Source organism: Kingella pumchi, from assembly GCF_022288825.1.
Classification (GTDB): Bacteria; Pseudomonadota; Gammaproteobacteria; order Burkholderiales; family Neisseriaceae; genus Kingella_D; species Kingella_D pumchi.
This window is the reverse complement of the sequence record NZ_JAKOOW010000022.1, coordinates 47548-63636: the sequence shown is the minus strand read 5'-3', so window position 1 is coordinate 63636 and position 16089 is coordinate 47548. Positions and strand designations below refer to the sequence as shown.

17 protein-coding genes are annotated in these 16089 nt (G+C 63.2%); 12 read left to right on the top strand and 5 right to left on the bottom strand.

Features of this window, described 5'->3' with window-relative positions:
* The coding region (locus tag MB824_RS05340) for a hypothetical protein (protein ID WP_238746569.1) at positions 1–383 on the bottom strand (383 nt) is incomplete at its 3' end.
* A 170-nt stretch (positions 384–553) separates the two neighbouring features.
* Between MB824_RS05340 and MB824_RS05335 the strand changes: the two genes are divergently transcribed.
* The 4 genes from MB824_RS05335 to MB824_RS05320 all read left to right on the top strand — a co-directional run bounded on the left by MB824_RS05335 (position 554) and on the right by MB824_RS05320 (position 5610).
* On the top strand, positions 554–2263 hold the full coding sequence (locus MB824_RS05335; RefSeq protein WP_238746568.1) for a molecular chaperone HscC: 1710 nt from the start codon (positions 554–556) through the stop codon (positions 2261–2263).
* A 111-nt stretch (positions 2264–2374) separates the two neighbouring features.
* A complete protein-coding gene (locus tag MB824_RS05330) occupies positions 2375–2998 on the top strand; it encodes a nuclease-related domain-containing protein (protein ID WP_238746567.1) in 624 nt (207 codons plus the stop codon).
* 61 nt (positions 2999–3059) lie between these two features.
* Positions 3060–5015 carry a J domain-containing protein gene (locus MB824_RS05325; RefSeq protein ID WP_238746565.1) on the top strand — a complete coding sequence of 652 codons (1956 nt, stop codon included), beginning with the start codon at positions 3060–3062 and terminating at the stop codon, positions 5013–5015.
* Positions 5016–5178: 163 nt separating this feature from the next.
* A complete protein-coding gene (locus MB824_RS05320) occupies positions 5179–5610 on the top strand; it encodes a ClpXP protease specificity-enhancing factor (protein ID WP_238746563.1) in 432 nt (143 codons plus the stop codon).
* A gap of 228 nt (positions 5611–5838) precedes the next feature.
* Here MB824_RS05320 and recD read toward each other — a convergent pair whose 3' ends face one another.
* From recD to MB824_RS05300, 4 genes are all read right to left on the bottom strand, one after another.
* Positions 5839–7524 carry an exodeoxyribonuclease V subunit alpha gene (gene recD, locus MB824_RS05315; RefSeq protein ID WP_238746561.1) on the bottom strand — a complete coding sequence of 562 codons (1686 nt, stop codon included), beginning with the start codon at positions 7522–7524 and terminating at the stop codon, positions 5839–5841.
* A gap of 104 nt (positions 7525–7628) precedes the next feature.
* On the bottom strand, positions 7629–7958 hold the full coding sequence (locus tag MB824_RS05310; RefSeq protein ID WP_238746559.1) for a hypothetical protein: 330 nt from the start codon (positions 7956–7958) through the stop codon (positions 7629–7631).
* A gap of 174 nt (positions 7959–8132) precedes the next feature.
* Positions 8133–8516: a RidA family protein gene (locus MB824_RS05305; protein WP_238746557.1), complete on the bottom strand. Its 384-nt coding sequence runs from the start codon at positions 8514–8516 to the stop codon at positions 8133–8135.
* 36 nt (positions 8517–8552) lie between these two features.
* The gene (locus MB824_RS05300) at positions 8553–9110 is read right to left on the bottom strand and encodes a DUF2059 domain-containing protein (RefSeq protein ID WP_238746555.1); all 558 of its coding nucleotides are present in this window, start codon (positions 9108–9110) and stop codon (positions 8553–8555) included.
* A 152-nt stretch (positions 9111–9262) separates the two neighbouring features.
* Between MB824_RS05300 and MB824_RS05295 the strand changes: the two genes are divergently transcribed.
* From MB824_RS05295 to truA, 8 genes are all read left to right on the top strand, one after another.
* A complete protein-coding gene (locus tag MB824_RS05295) occupies positions 9263–10084 on the top strand; it encodes an RNA methyltransferase (RefSeq protein ID WP_238746554.1) in 822 nt (273 codons plus the stop codon).
* 111 nt (positions 10085–10195) lie between these two features.
* The gene (locus MB824_RS05290; protein WP_238746553.1) at positions 10196–10603 is read left to right on the top strand and encodes a hypothetical protein; all 408 of its coding nucleotides are present in this window, start codon (positions 10196–10198) and stop codon (positions 10601–10603) included.
* Between the two features lie 155 nt (positions 10604–10758).
* Positions 10759–11733 (top strand): asparaginase domain-containing protein, encoded by a 975-nt coding sequence (locus MB824_RS05285; RefSeq protein ID WP_238746552.1) that lies wholly within the window; start codon positions 10759–10761, stop codon positions 11731–11733.
* Positions 11734–11800: 67 nt separating this feature from the next.
* Positions 11801–12433 carry a 16S rRNA (guanine(527)-N(7))-methyltransferase RsmG gene (gene rsmG / locus MB824_RS05280; protein ID WP_238746550.1) on the top strand — a complete coding sequence of 211 codons (633 nt, stop codon included), beginning with the start codon at positions 11801–11803 and terminating at the stop codon, positions 12431–12433.
* Position 12434: 1 nt separating this feature from the next.
* Complete coding sequence (locus MB824_RS05275; protein ID WP_238746548.1) at positions 12435–13208, top strand: ParA family protein; 774 nt, start codon at positions 12435–12437, stop codon at positions 13206–13208.
* A gap of 227 nt (positions 13209–13435) precedes the next feature.
* Entirely contained in the window at positions 13436–14107 is a 672-nt protein-coding gene (gene radC, locus MB824_RS05270; RefSeq protein WP_238746546.1) for a RadC family protein, read from the top strand.
* 57 nt (positions 14108–14164) lie between these two features.
* A complete protein-coding gene (locus MB824_RS05265; protein WP_238746544.1) occupies positions 14165–15010 on the top strand; it encodes a M48 family metallopeptidase in 846 nt (281 codons plus the stop codon).
* Positions 15011–15288: 278 nt separating this feature from the next.
* Positions 15289–16074, top strand: coding sequence for a tRNA pseudouridine(38-40) synthase TruA (truA, locus tag MB824_RS05260; RefSeq protein WP_238746626.1), 786 nt, complete (start codon positions 15289–15291; stop codon positions 16072–16074).
* Positions 16075–16089 lie beyond the last annotated feature (15 nt).

Genomic DNA, 16089 nt, shown 5'->3' with positions numbered 1-16089 from the left:
CCTTTTCCAAACCCTTTATTGTGCCGGCAAAAATTAAAATCGGCGGCAGCGTCCCGCCATTGCGCCACCAGCGGAGAACCGTCGTCCGCAAGCTCGATCTCAAAATAAACAATCTGCTCGCGCCCGTGCATGATCCAACCATAGAGATATTCGGCTTCGTGAAAACTATTGTTGTCAAACGAGCCGCCCACATCAAAAAACACGGCGTGTTCGGTGTCGATTCCGCGTTCTTGGCAAACTTGCGCCAAGACATCAGGCAGGCCATGTTCGCGCCAATAGCGGGCTTCCCGCAGGCAGTTTTCCTTAATCTGTTTGTTTTGTGATTGGACATCCAAACCGCGCGCCATTGTTGCCTCCACAAGAAAAAGCGGATTATCGGCCAAATGCGTGCCGATACAAAACCGCTTTCAGGCTGCACTGTTTGGGGCGGTAGGACAGCTAATCCCCTTGCGAAAAAGAAACCCCAAGAGCAGCCTGAAAGCAGAAATTCTGTTTTCAGGCTGCCTTGTTTTACAATACGCGCCTTTTTCACAAACGTTTGACTGAAACCGCCATGACCCTGCAAATCGGCATCGATCTGGGCACCACCAACAGCTTGGTCGCCCAATTTCTCGACGGCGAAACCCGCCTGATTCCCAACCGCCTCGGCCATTTCCTTACTCCCTCCGTCGTCAGTGCCGACGATGCGGGCAATATCCTTGTCGGCCTGGCCGCCCGCGAGCGTCTGCGCACCGCGCCGCAGTCCACCGCTTCGGCTTTCAAACGCTTTATGGGCACCGACAAAACCTTCCGCCTCGGCGGCAAAAACTTCCGCGCCGAAGAGCTGTCGGCGCTGGTGTTGAAGCAGCTCAAAGAAGATGCCGAAGCCTTTTTGGGCGAAGCCGTTACCGATGTTGTGATTACCGTACCCGCCTATTTCAACGCCATCCAGCGTCAGGCCACGCGCAACGCGGTGCAGATGGCGGGGCTCAATCCCTTGCGCTTACTGAACGAACCCACCGCCGCCGGCCTGGCCTACGGCCTGCAGGAGCGGCCGGACGACACCCGTTTTCTGATTTACGACCTGGGCGGCGGCACCTTTGACGTGTCCGTGCTCGATTATTTCGACGGTGTGGTGCAGGTGTCCGCCAGCGCGGGCGACAACCATTTGGGCGGTGAAGATTTCGTGCAGGTGCTGCGCCACTGCTTTTTACGCCAATGCAAAGATTTGAGCGACGACGAACGCGCCAAACTCACCGACAGCAGCGAATTGTGGCAGGCGCTGGAAACCGCCAAGCGCAAACTCGGCAGCGAAATGCAGGCGGAAATCGCCGTAAACGTTGGCGGGCGCATGGTGTCCGCCAACGTTACCCGCAACGAGTTCCACGAAGCCGCCAAGCCGCTGATGGCACGATTGCGCCGCCCGCTCGAGCGCGCCCTGCGCGATGCCAAGCTGCGCCCCGACGAAATCGACAGCATTATTCTGGTCGGCGGCGCCACCCGTATGCCGCTGATTCGCCAGAGCATTGCCCAACTCTTCCGCCGCATTGCCAACGTATCGGTGAATCCCGACGAAGCCATCGCCCGCGGCGCGGCGGTTCAGGCTGCCCTGATTGCCCGCGACGAGAGCGTGGAAGAAGTGGTGCTCACCGACGTAATGCCCTTTTCGCTGGGCGTGGAAACCAGCGTCGAAATCGAAAACGGCCAGCTGGTCGGCGGCCGCTTCTCGCCGATTATCGAGCGCAATATGCCGGTGCCGGTGTCGCGCGTCGAACGCTATTTCACCGTAAACGACCATCAGGACGCCATCCGCTTCAACGTTTTTCAGGGCGAATCGGCCGTTGCCAAAGAAAACCTGCATCTGGGCAGCATGGAAATCAAAATCCCGCCGCGCCCCGCCGGCGCCGTGTATGCCGACGTGCGCTTCAGCTACGACATCAACGGCCTGCTCGACGTGGACATCAGCAACGACGAGTTCGACATCCGCGCCAACCAAACCTTCCGCCACAACAGCGCCAACCTCAGCGAAGCCGAAATCCAGGCCTCGCTGGCCAAACTCGCCGCGCTCAAAGTACATCCGCGCGAGCAGCAGGAAAACGTCTATCTCTTGGAAAAAGCCAAACGCCTCTACGAAGAATACCTTGGCGACCAGCGCCAAACCATCGGCCATGCCCTCGCCCAGTTCGAACGCGTGTTAGAGAGCCAAGACCCCGCCGCCATCCGCCGCGCACAAAAAGAGTTCGGCGAATTTTTGGAACGCTACGACGGCGGCTGGCTGCTGTAAAACAACGCCGCAGGCAGCCTGAAAGCCTTTTTCAGGCGGCCTGAAAAGAAAACGGAAGCAGCCTGAAAGCCTTACCAAACCGCAAATCGAAGTTTTTTGTGCCGAGATAATATGAGCAATCTGACATGGTTTATCGTTTTGGCGTTATCGCTTGCCATACTGAAAGCCTTTCTAAACAGCCCGACCATCAAAGGCAAAATGGGTGAATCCGCCGTCCGTTCGCGCTTGGGCAAGGATTTGGATCAGAAAATCTACATCCCGTTTCACGACCTGATTATTCCGGCCGGCTCGGGCACTACCCAGATCGATCACATTTACGTTTCTGTTTTCGGGATATTTGTTGTCGAAACCAAAAACTACACGGGCTGGATTTTCGGCAGCGAAAAACAGGCATATTGGACGCAGACCATCTACAAGGAAAAACACCGCTTCCAAAACCCGCTGCGGCAAAACTACGCGCACATCAAAGCACTGGCCGCCCTGTTGAAGCTGCCCGAAAGCGTTTTCCATTCCGTGGTGGTGTTTACCGGCGATTGTGAGCTGAAAACCGAAATGCCGCCCAATGTCTGCCGCACGCGCCAAGCCGCACGGCATATACGGAGTTTTCAGGCTGCCCTGCTTTCCAAAAGCGAAGTCCGAGCCGCCCTATCCGTCTTGTCCGACCCCAAATATCAGGCAGACAGCGAAAAACTGCGCCTGCACAAAAAGCACCTGCGCCAACGCCACAAACGCTGATACCCAAAGGCAGCCTGAAACGGCTTTCAGGCTGCTTTCCCGTCTCCACCGAAAGCCCCTTATGGACTGCTGGCAAATCCTGCAAATCGAGCCCACCGGCGATACGCGCGCCATCAAACGCGCCTACGCCAAGCTCCTGAAAACCACCCGCCCCGACGACGATGCCGCCGCCTATCAGGCGCTGCGCGAAGCGTTTGACGAAGCGCTTGCCATCGCCCCCCATCTGCTTGCGGACGAAGACGCAGACGACTGGTCGTTCGACGGCGATACCGCCGGCGAAACCCCGCCGCCCGATGCGTTTGCCGACAGCCGCGATCAGCAGCCTGAAAGCGCCGATACGGATTTTCAGGCTGCCTTTACGCCCGACGAAACGCCGTCTGGCCAAGCCGGATATGCCGAACAGGATTTTTCAGGCTGCCCCGATACCGCTTGGGAAAACGAATCCGAAGCGCCGGCCGATGGCAAAAGGCAGCCTGAAAATCCGGAAAATGTTTATTCCTATCCCGAAAAGCAGCCTGAAAGCGCCGACGATGCTTATTTTTACCCCGATCCGCCGCCGGCCGACGATACTCCGCTGCTGGTATCGCAGCTGGAATATCTGTATGCCGAAGGCGGCAGCGCTTTGCTGCTTGCGCGCTGGCCGCAGATTAGCGGGGCGCTCGACAATCTGCCGCTGGGCGCCGCCGAGCAGGCTTCCCACGCTTTTGCCGGCTTTTTGCGCCGCCACCGCATCGTCCACCCGCTGCTGTGGGTGCAGTGGGCGGACTATTTTTGCTGGGACGAAGACGTGCGCGGCGAAGTGCTGTCGCTGGAAGAGTCGCAGCGGCTGGCGCAGTTTTGCCGCCACGCTGCGCTGCTGGCGGGCTACCGCCATGTGCGGCCGGATGCCGGCAGCGCGCCCGATATCGGTGAAGGCTGGCGCCTGACCCGCGCCTTCAACCGCTTTCTCGGCAGCGCGCCTTCGGGCTGGCGCCGTTTTCAGGCTGCCTGCGCGGCGGCGCTGCTGTGGCCGGAATTGGACGGCGAAACCGATGAATCCGACCGCGCGGATATTGCTGTCAGCCATCCGCCGCTGGCGCGGCTGCTGTTGTGCAACCGCCCGTGGCGCATAGCCATGCTGCTGGCCGTGCTGGCGCTGTGTCTGGCGGCGGGCATGTGGCTGCAGCCGGTATTCGGAGAGAGCCAGTCATGGGCGCAGCTGATGTTCGGTTTGATTTTGTCGCCGCTGGCCGCGTCCGCCGCCATCTGCGTTTATCTTTTCGGCTGCGGCCTGCTGCACAATATGTTGTTTTTGGAAGATGTCTTAAACAAATGGCGCGAAACCAAATACCGGCCGCACATCGCCCCGCTGTTTCTGTTTACCCTGCCGGCGCTGGCGGTGGCGCTCTTTGCCTACGCGCCGGAAGATTCATGGGCGCAATGGCTGCTGACATTCTGCTTCGGCACCGCCTGGTTTTACTACTATTTTTACCTGATACCCAACAATCGCGGCGGCTGGTGGGGCTGGGGCTGGCTGGCGGCCTGTCTGGCGGTTACCCCTGCAACACTCTGGCTACTGAGCCGAGATCTGCCCGCCGGCTGGCGGCTGCCCGCATCCGTCAGCATGCTGCTGGTGCTGCTGTGGTTCGATGCCGCACTCTGGCTGCTGATGAGCCACAACGAACGCTTTGAGCGGATAAACGCCTTGGTTCTGCGCGCCGCCCGTTTTCAGGCTGCCCCGCTGTGGCTGCGCCCGTTTGCCGCCGTGGCGGCGGGCGTAGCGTGGCTGCTGCTGCTGCCGGCCTACGCCGCCCGCGCCGTGCTGCTGAACGCACACGGACGGATGCTGGGCTGCACGGCGCTGACGCTAACGCTGCTGGTGCCGCTGCTGCCCTTGCTCCCGTCCGGACATCCGCACACTATGCTGCTCGCCTACCCCACCCTGCTGCTGGTGGCGTGGCTGCGCCTGCTGTTGGGCGACTGGGTTTTGCGTTTTATCGAACGCCGCCCCGCGCCCGAAAATGCCAAAGCAGCCTGAAAATTTCCATACAGGGTGCAGCTAGCTGCGCCGCCCTTGCCGGCGTTTTCAGGCTGCCCGGCCGGCGCCGATTGTCCCCGCCGGCAATCGCCGATACAATGCCGCGCTTTGCCGCCCCTTCAGGCAGCCTGAAAACGCGGCACCCCGCGAAAGGACGTTTCCGATGGCTTCAACCAAACCCTATCTGATCCGCGCGCTCTACGAATGGTGCGGCGACGAAGGCTATACCCCCTATCTTTCGGTTTGGGTAAACGAGCACACCCGCGTACCCGCCCAATTCGTGCGCGACAGCCAAATCGTGCTCAGCATCAGCCCCGCCGCCACCAAAGATTTGCAGATCGACAACAAATGGATCCACTTTCACGCCCGCTTCGGCGGCGTGTCGCACGAATTGTGGATACCCGTCGGCCACGTCCAAGGCATCTTCGCAAAAGAAACCGGCGAAGGCATGGGCTTCGAAGTCGAACCCTGGCAGCCTGAAAACTCTGACAATACCCCCGCCGCAGCCGACAGCAGCAGCGATCCCGCCCCCGCCGCCGCCACGTCCGAAAGCGGCGAAGCGCCCAAGAAAAAGGGGCTGAAACTGGTGAAATAGACTGCCGGTGCGTTCCAAACGCTTGCCGCCGCAAGCAACACAGCGGCGTTTGCCATTGCATCAATCGAGCCCCGGTTTGGTGCGCGGGGCACACCCTACGCCAGCCTGCCCCGCACAAGCGTGTAGGGTGCGCACCGCTCACCAAAAAGCAGCCTGAAACTCAAAAAGCAGCCTGAAACGCCGTTTAAGCGTTTCAGGCTGCTTTTTGCCTGCCGCTGCGGCGCTGCCTCATCCGCGGTTTTGGCTATCGCGACGCAGAAAATCCGCCAGCGCGCTGTGGCGGCGGCTTTGTTTGTGCACCGCTTCGGCCAGCAGCGCGGCATTCCAGCAGACAAAGCGCTCTTTGGCGCGGGTAACGGCGGTGTACAGCAGGGTGCGGTCGGGCAGCTGCTCGACGGCGGCGGGCAGCGGCAGCCACACTTCGCGGTATTCCGACCCCTGGCTTTTGTGCACGGTAATCGCAAACGCGCTGTCGTGCTCGGGCAGACGGGCGGGCGGGACGGGGCGCAGGCGGGCGCCGTCGGCAAACCACACGGCGGGCACGCCCTGATGCGGCAGCACGATGCCGATGTCGCCGTTAAACAACTGCTGCGCCGGATCGTTGCGGCTGATCATCAAGAGCTGGCCTGCAAACCAGCCTTCGGCATCGGCGCGGCCGTGCGCCTGCAGCAGGCGGCGGTAGGCACGGTTGAAGGCGGCGGCTTCCTCGCGCAGGGCGCACAGCACCACGGCATCGGCGTAATGCTCGAACACGGCAGCGGCTTCGCCCGCATCCACCGCCTGCCAATAGGTTTCCTGCGCGCGGTAGAGTGCGGCGGCCATCTCGTCGATGCTGCCTTCGCGCCGCGCCAGCTGCTCGGGAAAGCCGGCAAACGCCTGCTCCGCCGCCGCGCCGTCGCCCGCCACCACCGCGCGCGCCAGCACGCCGATGCCGCTGCCGCTGTCAAAACGGTGGCTGACCGCCAAACGGGCGCTGTGCTCGCGCAATTCGGTCTGCCAGCCCTGCGGCAGCAGTTCGCGCAACAGTTCGGCGGTGGCGGGCGACAGCGCTTCGCCCTGCGACAAGGCTTCGAGCACCGCGCCGGCGCCCACCGAGGGCAGCTGGTCGGCATCGCCCAACAGCACCACGCGGCAGCCGTCGGGCAGGGCGGACAGGGTTTGCAGCAGCAGGCCGTTGTCGAGCATCGACGCTTCGTCGAGCAGCAGCACATCCAGCGGCAACGGGTTGCCGGCGTGAAAAACCGGCTGCATCTGCGGCGGGCGCAGGCCGAGCAGGCGGTGCACGGTCTGTCCCTGCAGCGCCGACAGATGGCCGCGCACGGCATCGTCCAAGCCGCTGATTTTCGCCACCGCCTGATGCAGCGACTGCGCCATCCGCGCCGCCGCCTTGCCGGTGGGCGCCGCCAGCGCGATGCGCGGCAGGCTGCCGTTTTGGCACAACAGCGCCAGCAGCTTGGCAACGGTAGTGGTTTTGCCGGTGCCCGGCCCGCCGCTGACCAGCATAAAGTTCTGCAGCAGCGTCAGCGCCGCCGCGGCTTGTTGGTCGCGGCTGCCGGCATCGGCAAACCACTGCTGCAAAAGGGCGCGCAGCTGCGGCAGATTGTCCGGCGGCGCGGCGCGGGTGCGCAGGCGCAGAATCTGCCGCGCCAAATCGCGCTCCAGCTGCCAGTGCCGCGCCAGAAACAGCCGCCGTCCGTCCAGCACCAGCGGCGATTCGGCATCACTGCCGACCACCGGCGCCGCCTGCGCCAGCTCCTGCGCTTCGTCGCGGCCCAGATAGATAAAGCTGTTGCCGTCGGCCAGCGCAGCAAACAGCCGCGGGATATACGGCGCCACGCGCTCCGCCGCCTGCGGCGCGAGTTTTGCCAGCAGCGGCAGCACCGCCGCGCTCAGATAATCGGAGGTTTCGCTCATGGCTGTTCCTGATAGGGGGCGGATAACGAAAAACGAAGCGCAACAGGCAGCCTGAAAAGCGTATCGGCGTTTTCAGGCTGCCTGCGGCAAAACGGCGGGCGCATTCAGTCTTCCCAAGCCCGGCGCTCGTCGCGGGCGCGGCGGATACGGGCAAACGCCCAACCGGCCAAATGGCCGAGGGCATACCAATATACGGCATTCAGCGCCACCATAATCCACTGCTCGGCGCTGATGCACTGCTCCGGCTGCCAATGGCGCGATACGCACAGCCACGATGCCAGATCAGAGCTCCACTCCAGCGAAAACAGGCTGAAGGGATAGGCGCCGTAAAGCGAGTACAACACCGGCAGCCGCGCATCGTCCGCCGCCGTCAGCGCCGCCCAGCCGGCCAGATAAATCGCAGCGGCCGCCAGGCCGGTACGGCTGATATTCACGGTTTACTCCTGTTTTGCGGTTTAATCGGGACAAAACGTTTTCAGGCTGCCTGCACCGCTTGCGGCAGAAAAGGCAGCCTGAAAAGCTATAGGCAAGCTAGGGTGTGTTGGCATTCGGCTTGCAAAGCGGTTTTTTGCCAAAAACACCGCCGCAATGCCGATTGCCAGCACACACTAAGCAAGTACCAGCACCGCTTCGGCTTCCACCAGCGCGCCGCGCGGCAGGGCGGCAACGCCGACGGCGGCGCGGGCGGGATAGGGCTGGGCGAAATACTCGGCCATCACTTGGTTGAAAACGGCAAAGTCGGACAAATCGGTCAGATAGGCGTTGAGCTTGACGATGTCGTTCAGGCTGCCGCCGGCCGCTTCGCACACCGCGCGCAGGTTTTTAAACACTTGGTGCGCCTGCTCGGCAAAGCCGCCGGCCACCATTTCCATGCTGGCGGGATCGAGCGGAATCTGGCCGCTGAGATAAACGGTATTGCCGGCGCGCACCGCCTGGCTGTAGGCGCCGATGGCGGCGGGCGCCTGATCGCTGTGGATGATCTGTTTGCTCATGTCAAAACTCCTGTCGGGGTGAAAAAGGGGGGCGGCTCAGCGTTTGCGTTTGCTTTTGGCCGCTGCCGGCGGCGTGCCGCATTGGGTTTTGCCCTCGGCAATGCAGCGCACTTCGTTGAAGAAAGACTGCTGGTGTTTCTCGGTAACTTCGTTGGTCAGGCGGGTTAGCGACGGCGTGAAACGCTCAAAAAACTGCGGCTGTTTGGCCAAAACCGACTGCCCGACCGGCGTGCTGTAAAAAGCGATCAGCGCGTCCACTTCTTCCTGGGTATAGGTTTTGGCGGCTTCGGCCGCAAACAGCGCTTTGAAGCGGCCGGCAAACACCGGCGAGCGGATATCGGCCGCCATGTTTTCCAGATAGCGCTCGGTGGCGGCTTTGACCGCCTGCCGTTTGTCGGCCGGCACTCGGTCGAGCATACCCTGTTTTTGCACCATATCGATGGTAAGGGCCGGCACTTTGGCAAACATCTCGTCGAGCATTTTATCGACGTGCTGCACCTGCATCAGCCGCTCCAGCGACTCTTCGCTCGGCGGTGCGGCAAAAGCGGTAGCGGCGCTCAAAAACAGCGCGGCGCCCAGCAGATACTTTTTCATGTTTTTTCTCCCAATAAAGCCAAACAAACGGACGCCCGATTGTAAAGGCTGCCACCGCCGCAGGCAACCGCGCCCGCGGCGGCAGTTTTCAGGCTGCCGTAAAGGGCGGCGGCCTTGCTATAATCGCGCCTTTTTCTCCCGCCAAAAAAACGATGGATACCGCCGCCCCCCTGCCCGACTACCTGCAAAACCTAAGCGTGGTGCTGTGCCGCACCAGCCATCCGGCCAATATCGGCGCGGCGGCGCGGGCGATGAAGACCATGGGGCTGACCCGGCTGGTGCTGGTCGCCCCCAATCTGATGGCCACGCCGATGACGCCCGAACCGCCGGCCTTCGATCCGGCCGCGCCCGAGTCTTTCAGGCTGCCTGAAGAAAGTTTCGTACTCGCTTCCGGCGCCGCCGACGTGCTGGAAAACGCCCGCATCTGCGCCACCCTGCCCGAAGCGCTGGCCGACACCGTTTTGAGCTGCGCGCTCACCAGCCGCAAACGCGAGCTGTCCGCCCCCTTGCACAGCCCGCGCGAACTCACCCCCGAAATCCTTGCCGCCGCCCGCGCTGATCTGCCGGCGGCGCTGGTCTTCGGCAACGAAACCTTCGGTCTGAGCATCGAAGAAGTGCAATGCTGCAACCGCCTGATGACCATCAGCGGCAACCCTGCCTATTTCTCGCTCAATCTGGCGCAGGCGGTGCAGGTAGTGAGTTACGAAATCTTCAGTCAGACCGGCTATGAAATGAGCCATTTGCTGCCCGAGTCCCGCCCCGCTACCCATGAGCAGGTGGCAGGCATGACCGGCCATCTGGAGCGTATGCTCGAGACCATCGGTTTTTTCCGCCGCCGCAACCGCGAGCGCATGATGCGTCGGCTCAGAGCATTGTTCGACCGCGCCGGCGCCGGCAGCGAAGACATCGACATCCTGCGCGGCATCTTCAGCACTGTGGAAAAAAAACTCGATGCCAAGCAGCCTGAAAACTGATTTTTCAGGCTGCCTGCAGGCCTTGGCAGCCGCGCGCTGCGGATGAATTTGCCTGCCGTTTCGGCTATAATCGGCCGCCTGGAATTTCCCCAAACCCGTATCGGAGCGCGAATGTTTAACAAACCGGAAGAACTGATTATGGCCGTGCTGGCCGGGCTGTGGGTGGTGGCGAGCTATTTTCTCGCCGGCTTCACCGGCGCCTCGGCCAAATATGTGTTTCTGATTAGCGGCCTGACTCTGGGCTGGTCGGCGCTGTCGTTTACGATATGGCGCGCCGACCGTCTCTCTGCGTGGTGGCCGGTACTGCTCGGCCTTTTGGCCGCCTGCTGGTGGCCGTGGCTCGACTGGCTGGTGGTGCGCGGCGTGGTGCCGGAGAGCAGCAACGGCGTGATCGTGCTCAACAAACCCTGGTACGCCTCGTGGACTCTCAAACTCACCGTGTCGCTGCTGATCGCCGCCGCCGGCTACGCCTACAAATGGCAGCGCGGCAGACGCCGCCGCAACGCCGGCCTGCTGTAAACCCGTTTCGCGCCGGCCGCCCGTCCGCCATCCCAACGGCTTTCAGGCTGCCTTATCCTGCCTGAAAGCCGTTTGCCGTGATTATTTAGGGGCATCGCGGCGGTTTTGTCCAAGTCCCGGCCGGCCGTCCCCGCGCGGCATATAGTGTTCCTGCCATGAAAAACATCTTCGTCCTTTACACCGGCGGCACCATCGGCATGCACCCCGGAGAACACGGGCTGGAGCCCGATCCCGCGCTGGCCCAACACGCGCTGGCCGCCCACACCGGCAGCCTGAAAGCCGACTGGCACATCTGCGAACCGCTGATCGACAGTTCCGCCGTTTCGCCGCAGCATTGGCATGACTGGCTGCAGCTGCTGCGCGAGCGCCTGCCGCATTACGACGGCGCGCTGGTGCTGCACGGCACCGACACCCTCGCCTACACCGCCAACCTGCTCGCCCTCGCTCTCGACACCGGCGGCAAAGCGGTGGTGCTGACCGGATCGCAGCGCCCTTTCGGTACGGACTACAGCGACGCCCCCGCCAATCTCGCCCTTGCCGCCCAAACGCTGGCCGCCGGCAAAGCAAAAGGCGTGATGCTGGCCTTTGCCGGCAGCCTGTTTCCCGCCGTCGGCAGCAGCAAATGCAGCACCGAGCGCGATGCCGGTTTTACCAACCACCGCTTCGGCGCCCTTAATCCGCAGGGTGCAGACGTTTCAGGCTACTTTTTGGCGCCGCCCGCAGGCAGCCTGAAACGCGAAATCGACCCCGCCAAGCGCATTGCTGCGGTGTTTCTGCTGCCCGGCAGCGAAGCCGCCGCCGCGCACACACTCAACAGCGGCGAAAGCGACGGCGCCGTGATTTTGGGCTACGGCCACGGCAACGCCCCCGCCCATCCCTCCCTGCTGGCGGCGGCGCAACAATACTGCGCCGGCGGCCGCCCGCTGCTGTTAATCAGCCAAACGCCCGACGGCTGCGCCGCACCCGTTTACGCCCAAAGCGCGCCACTGCTGGATGCCGGCGCACTGGCTGCCGGCTACTGCAACACCGAAACCGCCGCCGCCCTGCTGCTTTTGGCCGCCTCCAACGGCTGGCAGCACGACGACATCCGCACCGAACTGCAACGCCTGCAGCTGCTGCCGGCAGCCTGAAACCCCGTAGGGTGCGCACCATAAAGCAGCCTGAAAACTCCCCGCAACCCCGTCCCGGAAATCCGCCATGTCCACCCTCGAAACCAAACTCGCCGCCGGCCTGGCCGCCATGAACCTGCAACTGCCCGCCGAGTCGCAGCAAAAACTGCTGGCCTACATCGGCCTGCTGCAAAAATGGAACAGCACCTACAACCTCACCGCGCTGCGCGACCCGCTGCGCATGGTCAGCCACCACCTGCTCGACAGCCTCACCCTGCTGCCCTATCTCGACGGCGCGTCCGGCCTGATTGACGTCGGCTCCGGCGGCGGCATGCCCGGCATTCCCGTTGCGATTGCCCGCCCCGATCTGGCGGTTACCCTGCTTGATGCCAACACCAAAAAAACCGCCTTTTTGCAGCAGGCGGTGATCGAATTGGGGCTGGACAACGTAACCGTCAGCTCCTGCCGCGTGGAAAAACTCACCGACCGCCAGGCCGACGTGGTAACCAGCCGCGCCTTTGCCGAACTGGGCGACTTCGTCTCCCTCAGCCGCCACCTGCTCAAAGACGGCGGCCGCTGGGCGGCGATGAAAGGCGTTTACCCCTACGAAGAACTGGAAACGCTGCCGGAAGACGTCGAAGTCTGCCAAATCGACAAACTCACCGTGCCCGAACTCGACGCCGAGCGCCACATGGTGCTGCTGCGCCCGAAAGGAAACTGATATGGCCGCCCGCATCCTCGCCGTTGCCAACCAAAAAGGCGGCGTAGGCAAAACCACCACCGCCGTCAATCTGGCCGCCTCGCTCGCCCACAAAGGGCAGCGCGTGCTGCTGATCGATCTCGACCCGCAGGGCAACGCCACTACCGGCAGCGGCATCGACAAAACCGATTTTGCCGCCGGCGTGTACCACGTTTTACTCGGCGAAGCGGGCGCCGCCGATGCGCGGCTGCACAGCGAAGAAGGCGGCTACGACCTTCTCGCCGCCAACCGCAGCCTGGCCGGCGCCGAAATCGAGCTGGTGCAGGAATTGGCGCGCGAGATGCGGCTCAAGCAGGCGCTGGCCGCCGTTGCCGATGATTACGACTACATCCTGATCGACTGCCCGCCCACCCTCACCCTGCTCACGCTCAACGGCCTGGTCGCCGCCCACGGCGTGCTGGTGCCGATGGTGTGCGAATACTACGCGCTCGAAGGCATCAGCGATCTGGTGGCCACCGTGCGCAAAATCCGCCAGGCGGTCAATCCCGATTTGGACATCGAAGGCATCGTGCGCACGCTCTACAACAACCAAAACCGCCTGTCGCAGGAAGTGAGCGAGCAGCTCGAACAGCATTTCGGCGGCAAGCTCTTTGCCACCACCATCCCGCGCAACGTGCGCCTGGCCGAAGCGCCGAGTTACGGCAAACCGGCGCTGGCCTACGACCCCCGCGCCAAAGGCACGCTGGCCTATCTGGATTTGGCCGACGAAATCCTCGCCCGCTCCGGCCGCAGGTAAATACCGGCGGCAGCGCTTTCGGTGCGCGGTGCGCACCCTACAGTGATATTGTTTTCAGGCTGCCTGCCGTAGGGTGCGCACCGCGCACCAAACTCTGTCAAAGCAAACGCGGCAAAACAACCTAAAAAACCTTTTTCAGGCTGCCTGAAACCCCGTTCCGCCGCCATAACAATCTCCCGAACCCAAACCATTGCCGTCCTGCATTTCATTCACACGGGAAACGCACGATGAGCATCAAACACTGGCCCGAAGGCGAGCGCCCGCGCGAAAAACTGCTCGAGCGCGGCGCCGCCGCCCTGAGCGACGCCGAACTGCTGGCCATCCTGCTGCGGGTGGGCACGCAGGGCATGAGCGCCGTCGATCTGGCGCGTTCGCTGCTGCAGGACTTTGGCGGACTGGGCGCGCTGATGACGGCGCCGCAGGACGAATTGTGCCGCCGCAAAGGCATGGGGAGCGCTGCCTACGCGCAGTTTGCCGCGGTGCTGGAAATCGGCCGGCGGGTGCTGGGCGAAGAAATGCGCGCGCTGCCTCTGGTCGATTCGCCGCAAAAAGCCGCCGAGTTTCTGCGCCTGCGCATCGGTCGCGAACGGGTCGAAGTCGGCACCGCGCTGTTTCTCGACGCGCAAAACCGCCTGCTCGCCTGCGAAGAAATGGGGCGCGGCAGCGTGGCCGAGCACACCGTTTATCTCGGTTCGCTCGCCCGCCGCGCGCTGCACCACCACGCCGCCGCGGTGATTTTCGCCCACAACCACCCCGGCGGCAGCCTGAACGCCAGCGCCGCCGATCTGGCGTTTACCGAGCGCCTGAGCGCGGCGCTGGCGCTGATCGACGTGCGCCTTTTAGACCATTTTGTCGTTACCGCCGCCGCCGCGGTGTCGATTATGCCGCGCGGCGGCTGATGTGGTATATTGCGCCGCTTTACGAACCCTTCTCACTTCAACCGCAAGGACAAGGCCATGAACTTCAAAGCGAAACTCTCCGCCATCGCCCTGATGCTGCCGCTGGCGGCGTGCAATGTGATCGACAGCGCCTCCATAAACCAGCAGTCGGAAAACAGCTACCGCCAGGTGGTGCAGCAGGCGCGCAGCAAAAACGTGGTCGATAATTCCTCGCCCACCGCCCAGCGCATCCGCCGCGTGTACCAGCGCCTGCTGCCGCACGCCAAGGCCGCCAACCAAACCGGCCAGCAGTTCAACTGGGAGCTGACCGTGATCCGCTCGGACGAACTCAACGCCTGGGCGATGCCCGGCGGCAAAATGGCGGTCTATACCGGCATCGTTGAAAAACTGAAACTGAGCGACGACGAAACCGCCGCCATCATCGGCCACGAAATGACCCACGCCCTGCTCGAGCACAGCAAAAAAGAAGCCAACCGCAGCGTCGGCATCGGCATCGGCGCGCAGCTGGGCGCCAGCATTCTCACCGCTGCCACCGGCGTGGACGGCCAGCTGATCAACACCGGCGTCGGCCTGGCCACCGACTTGGGTCTGAACAAACCCTTCAGCCGCAAAGCCGAGCGCGAAGCCGATCTCGGCGGCCTGCGGCTGATGGCGCAGGCCGGCTACGATCCGCGCGCTGCCGTTACCGTGTGGGAAAAAATGAACCGCATGAACGACAACAACAATATGGCCAACAAAATCCTCTCCACCCACCCCACCAACAACGAGCGCATCCAGCTGATCCGCAACGAGCTGCCCAACGTGATGCCGATTTACGAGCAGGCGCGCCGCGGTGGCGCTTCCGTGCGCACCGACAGCCCGTCTGCGCCCGCCGCGAAAAAACCGGCGCGCCGCCGCCGTTAAACCCCGCCCGCAGGCAGCCTGAAAGCGCGCAAACCGTTTTTCAGGCTGCCTGCCGTTTTGTCTGCCCCAAGCAGCCTGAAAAACGTAAGGTCGCCCCGCACACCGAAACGGCAAACCACCGGCAAACGGTGCGCCGCAAAATACCCACCACCCGCACAAAGCAGCCTGAAAAACGTAGGGTGCGCACCGCGCACCGAAACCATCCGCAACCCAAAAGGCAGCCTGAAACCCCGTCCCGCGTTTTCAGGCTGCCTTGCCGCCCATCCTTTCCCCAAACCATGCCCCGCTACGCCCTTACCCTTTCCTACGACGGCAGCCGCTTTTTCGGCTGGCAGAAGCAGGCCGGCGGCACGCCCACCGTCCAAGCCGCGCTGGAACACGCGCTCGCGGGCATCGCCGGCCACCCCGTTGCGGTAACCGCCGCCGGCCGCACCGACACCGGCGTGCACGCGCTGGCGCAAACCGTCCATTTCGACAGCGACGCCGTGCGCCCGCAGCAGGCCTGGGTGCGCGGCGTCAACGCCCTGCTGCCCGCCGGCGTGGCGGTGTTGCAGGTGCAGGAAACCGACCCGCATTTCCACGCCCGCTTCGACGCCTGCGCCCGCAGCTACCGCTACCTGCTCGCCTCCGCGCCGGTGCGCCCGCCGCTGCTGGCCGGGCGCGCCGGCTGGACGCATTACCCGCTCGATACCGCCGCCATGAGCCGCGCCGCCGCGCTGTTGGAAGGCGAACACGATTTTTCCAGCTTCCGCGCCAGCCAGTGCCAGGCCAAATCGCCGGTCAAAACCCTCTACTGCGCCCGCGTCGCCGAAAGCGCCGGCCTGATCCGTTTCGACTTTCACGCCAACGCCTTTTTGCACCACATGATCCGCAACATCGTCGGCGCGCTGGTGTACGTCGGCAGCGGCCGCCTCGATACCGCAGACTTCGCCGCGCTGCTCGCCTGCCGCAGCCGCCTGTCCGCCCCGCCCACCTTTATGCCCGACGGCCTGTATTTCGTCGGCGCCGACTACCCGCCGCAATGGCAGATCAGGCAGCCTGAAATCCCCGAATGGCTGTGGTAGCGCCGCAGCTTGGGC

Coding starts and splice junctions, on each gene's coding strand:
- MB824_RS05335 (WP_238746568.1), top strand. CDS start 554: ATGACCCTGCAAATCGGCATCGATCTGGGCACCACCAACAGCTTGGTC.
- MB824_RS05330 (WP_238746567.1), top strand. CDS start 2,375: ATGAGCAATCTGACATGGTTTATCGTTTTGGCGTTATCGCTTGCCATA.
- MB824_RS05325 (WP_238746565.1), top strand. CDS start 3,060: ATGGACTGCTGGCAAATCCTGCAAATCGAGCCCACCGGCGATACGCGC.
- MB824_RS05320 (WP_238746563.1), top strand. CDS start 5,179: ATGGCTTCAACCAAACCCTATCTGATCCGCGCGCTCTACGAATGGTGC.
- recD (WP_238746561.1), bottom strand. CDS start 7,524: ATGAGCGAAACCTCCGATTATCTGAGCGCGGCGGTGCTGCCGCTGCTG.
- MB824_RS05305 (WP_238746557.1), bottom strand. CDS start 8,516: ATGAGCAAACAGATCATCCACAGCGATCAGGCGCCCGCCGCCATCGGC.
- MB824_RS05300 (WP_238746555.1), bottom strand. CDS start 9,110: ATGAAAAAGTATCTGCTGGGCGCCGCGCTGTTTTTGAGCGCCGCTACC.
- MB824_RS05295 (WP_238746554.1), top strand. CDS start 9,263: ATGGATACCGCCGCCCCCCTGCCCGACTACCTGCAAAACCTAAGCGTG.
- MB824_RS05290 (WP_238746553.1), top strand. CDS start 10,196: ATGTTTAACAAACCGGAAGAACTGATTATGGCCGTGCTGGCCGGGCTG.
- MB824_RS05285 (WP_238746552.1), top strand. CDS start 10,759: ATGAAAAACATCTTCGTCCTTTACACCGGCGGCACCATCGGCATGCAC.
- rsmG (WP_238746550.1), top strand. CDS start 11,801: ATGTCCACCCTCGAAACCAAACTCGCCGCCGGCCTGGCCGCCATGAAC.
- MB824_RS05275 (WP_238746548.1), top strand. CDS start 12,435: ATGGCCGCCCGCATCCTCGCCGTTGCCAACCAAAAAGGCGGCGTAGGC.
- radC (WP_238746546.1), top strand. CDS start 13,436: ATGAGCATCAAACACTGGCCCGAAGGCGAGCGCCCGCGCGAAAAACTG.
- MB824_RS05265 (WP_238746544.1), top strand. CDS start 14,165: ATGAACTTCAAAGCGAAACTCTCCGCCATCGCCCTGATGCTGCCGCTG.
- truA (WP_238746626.1), top strand. CDS start 15,289: ATGCCCCGCTACGCCCTTACCCTTTCCTACGACGGCAGCCGCTTTTTC.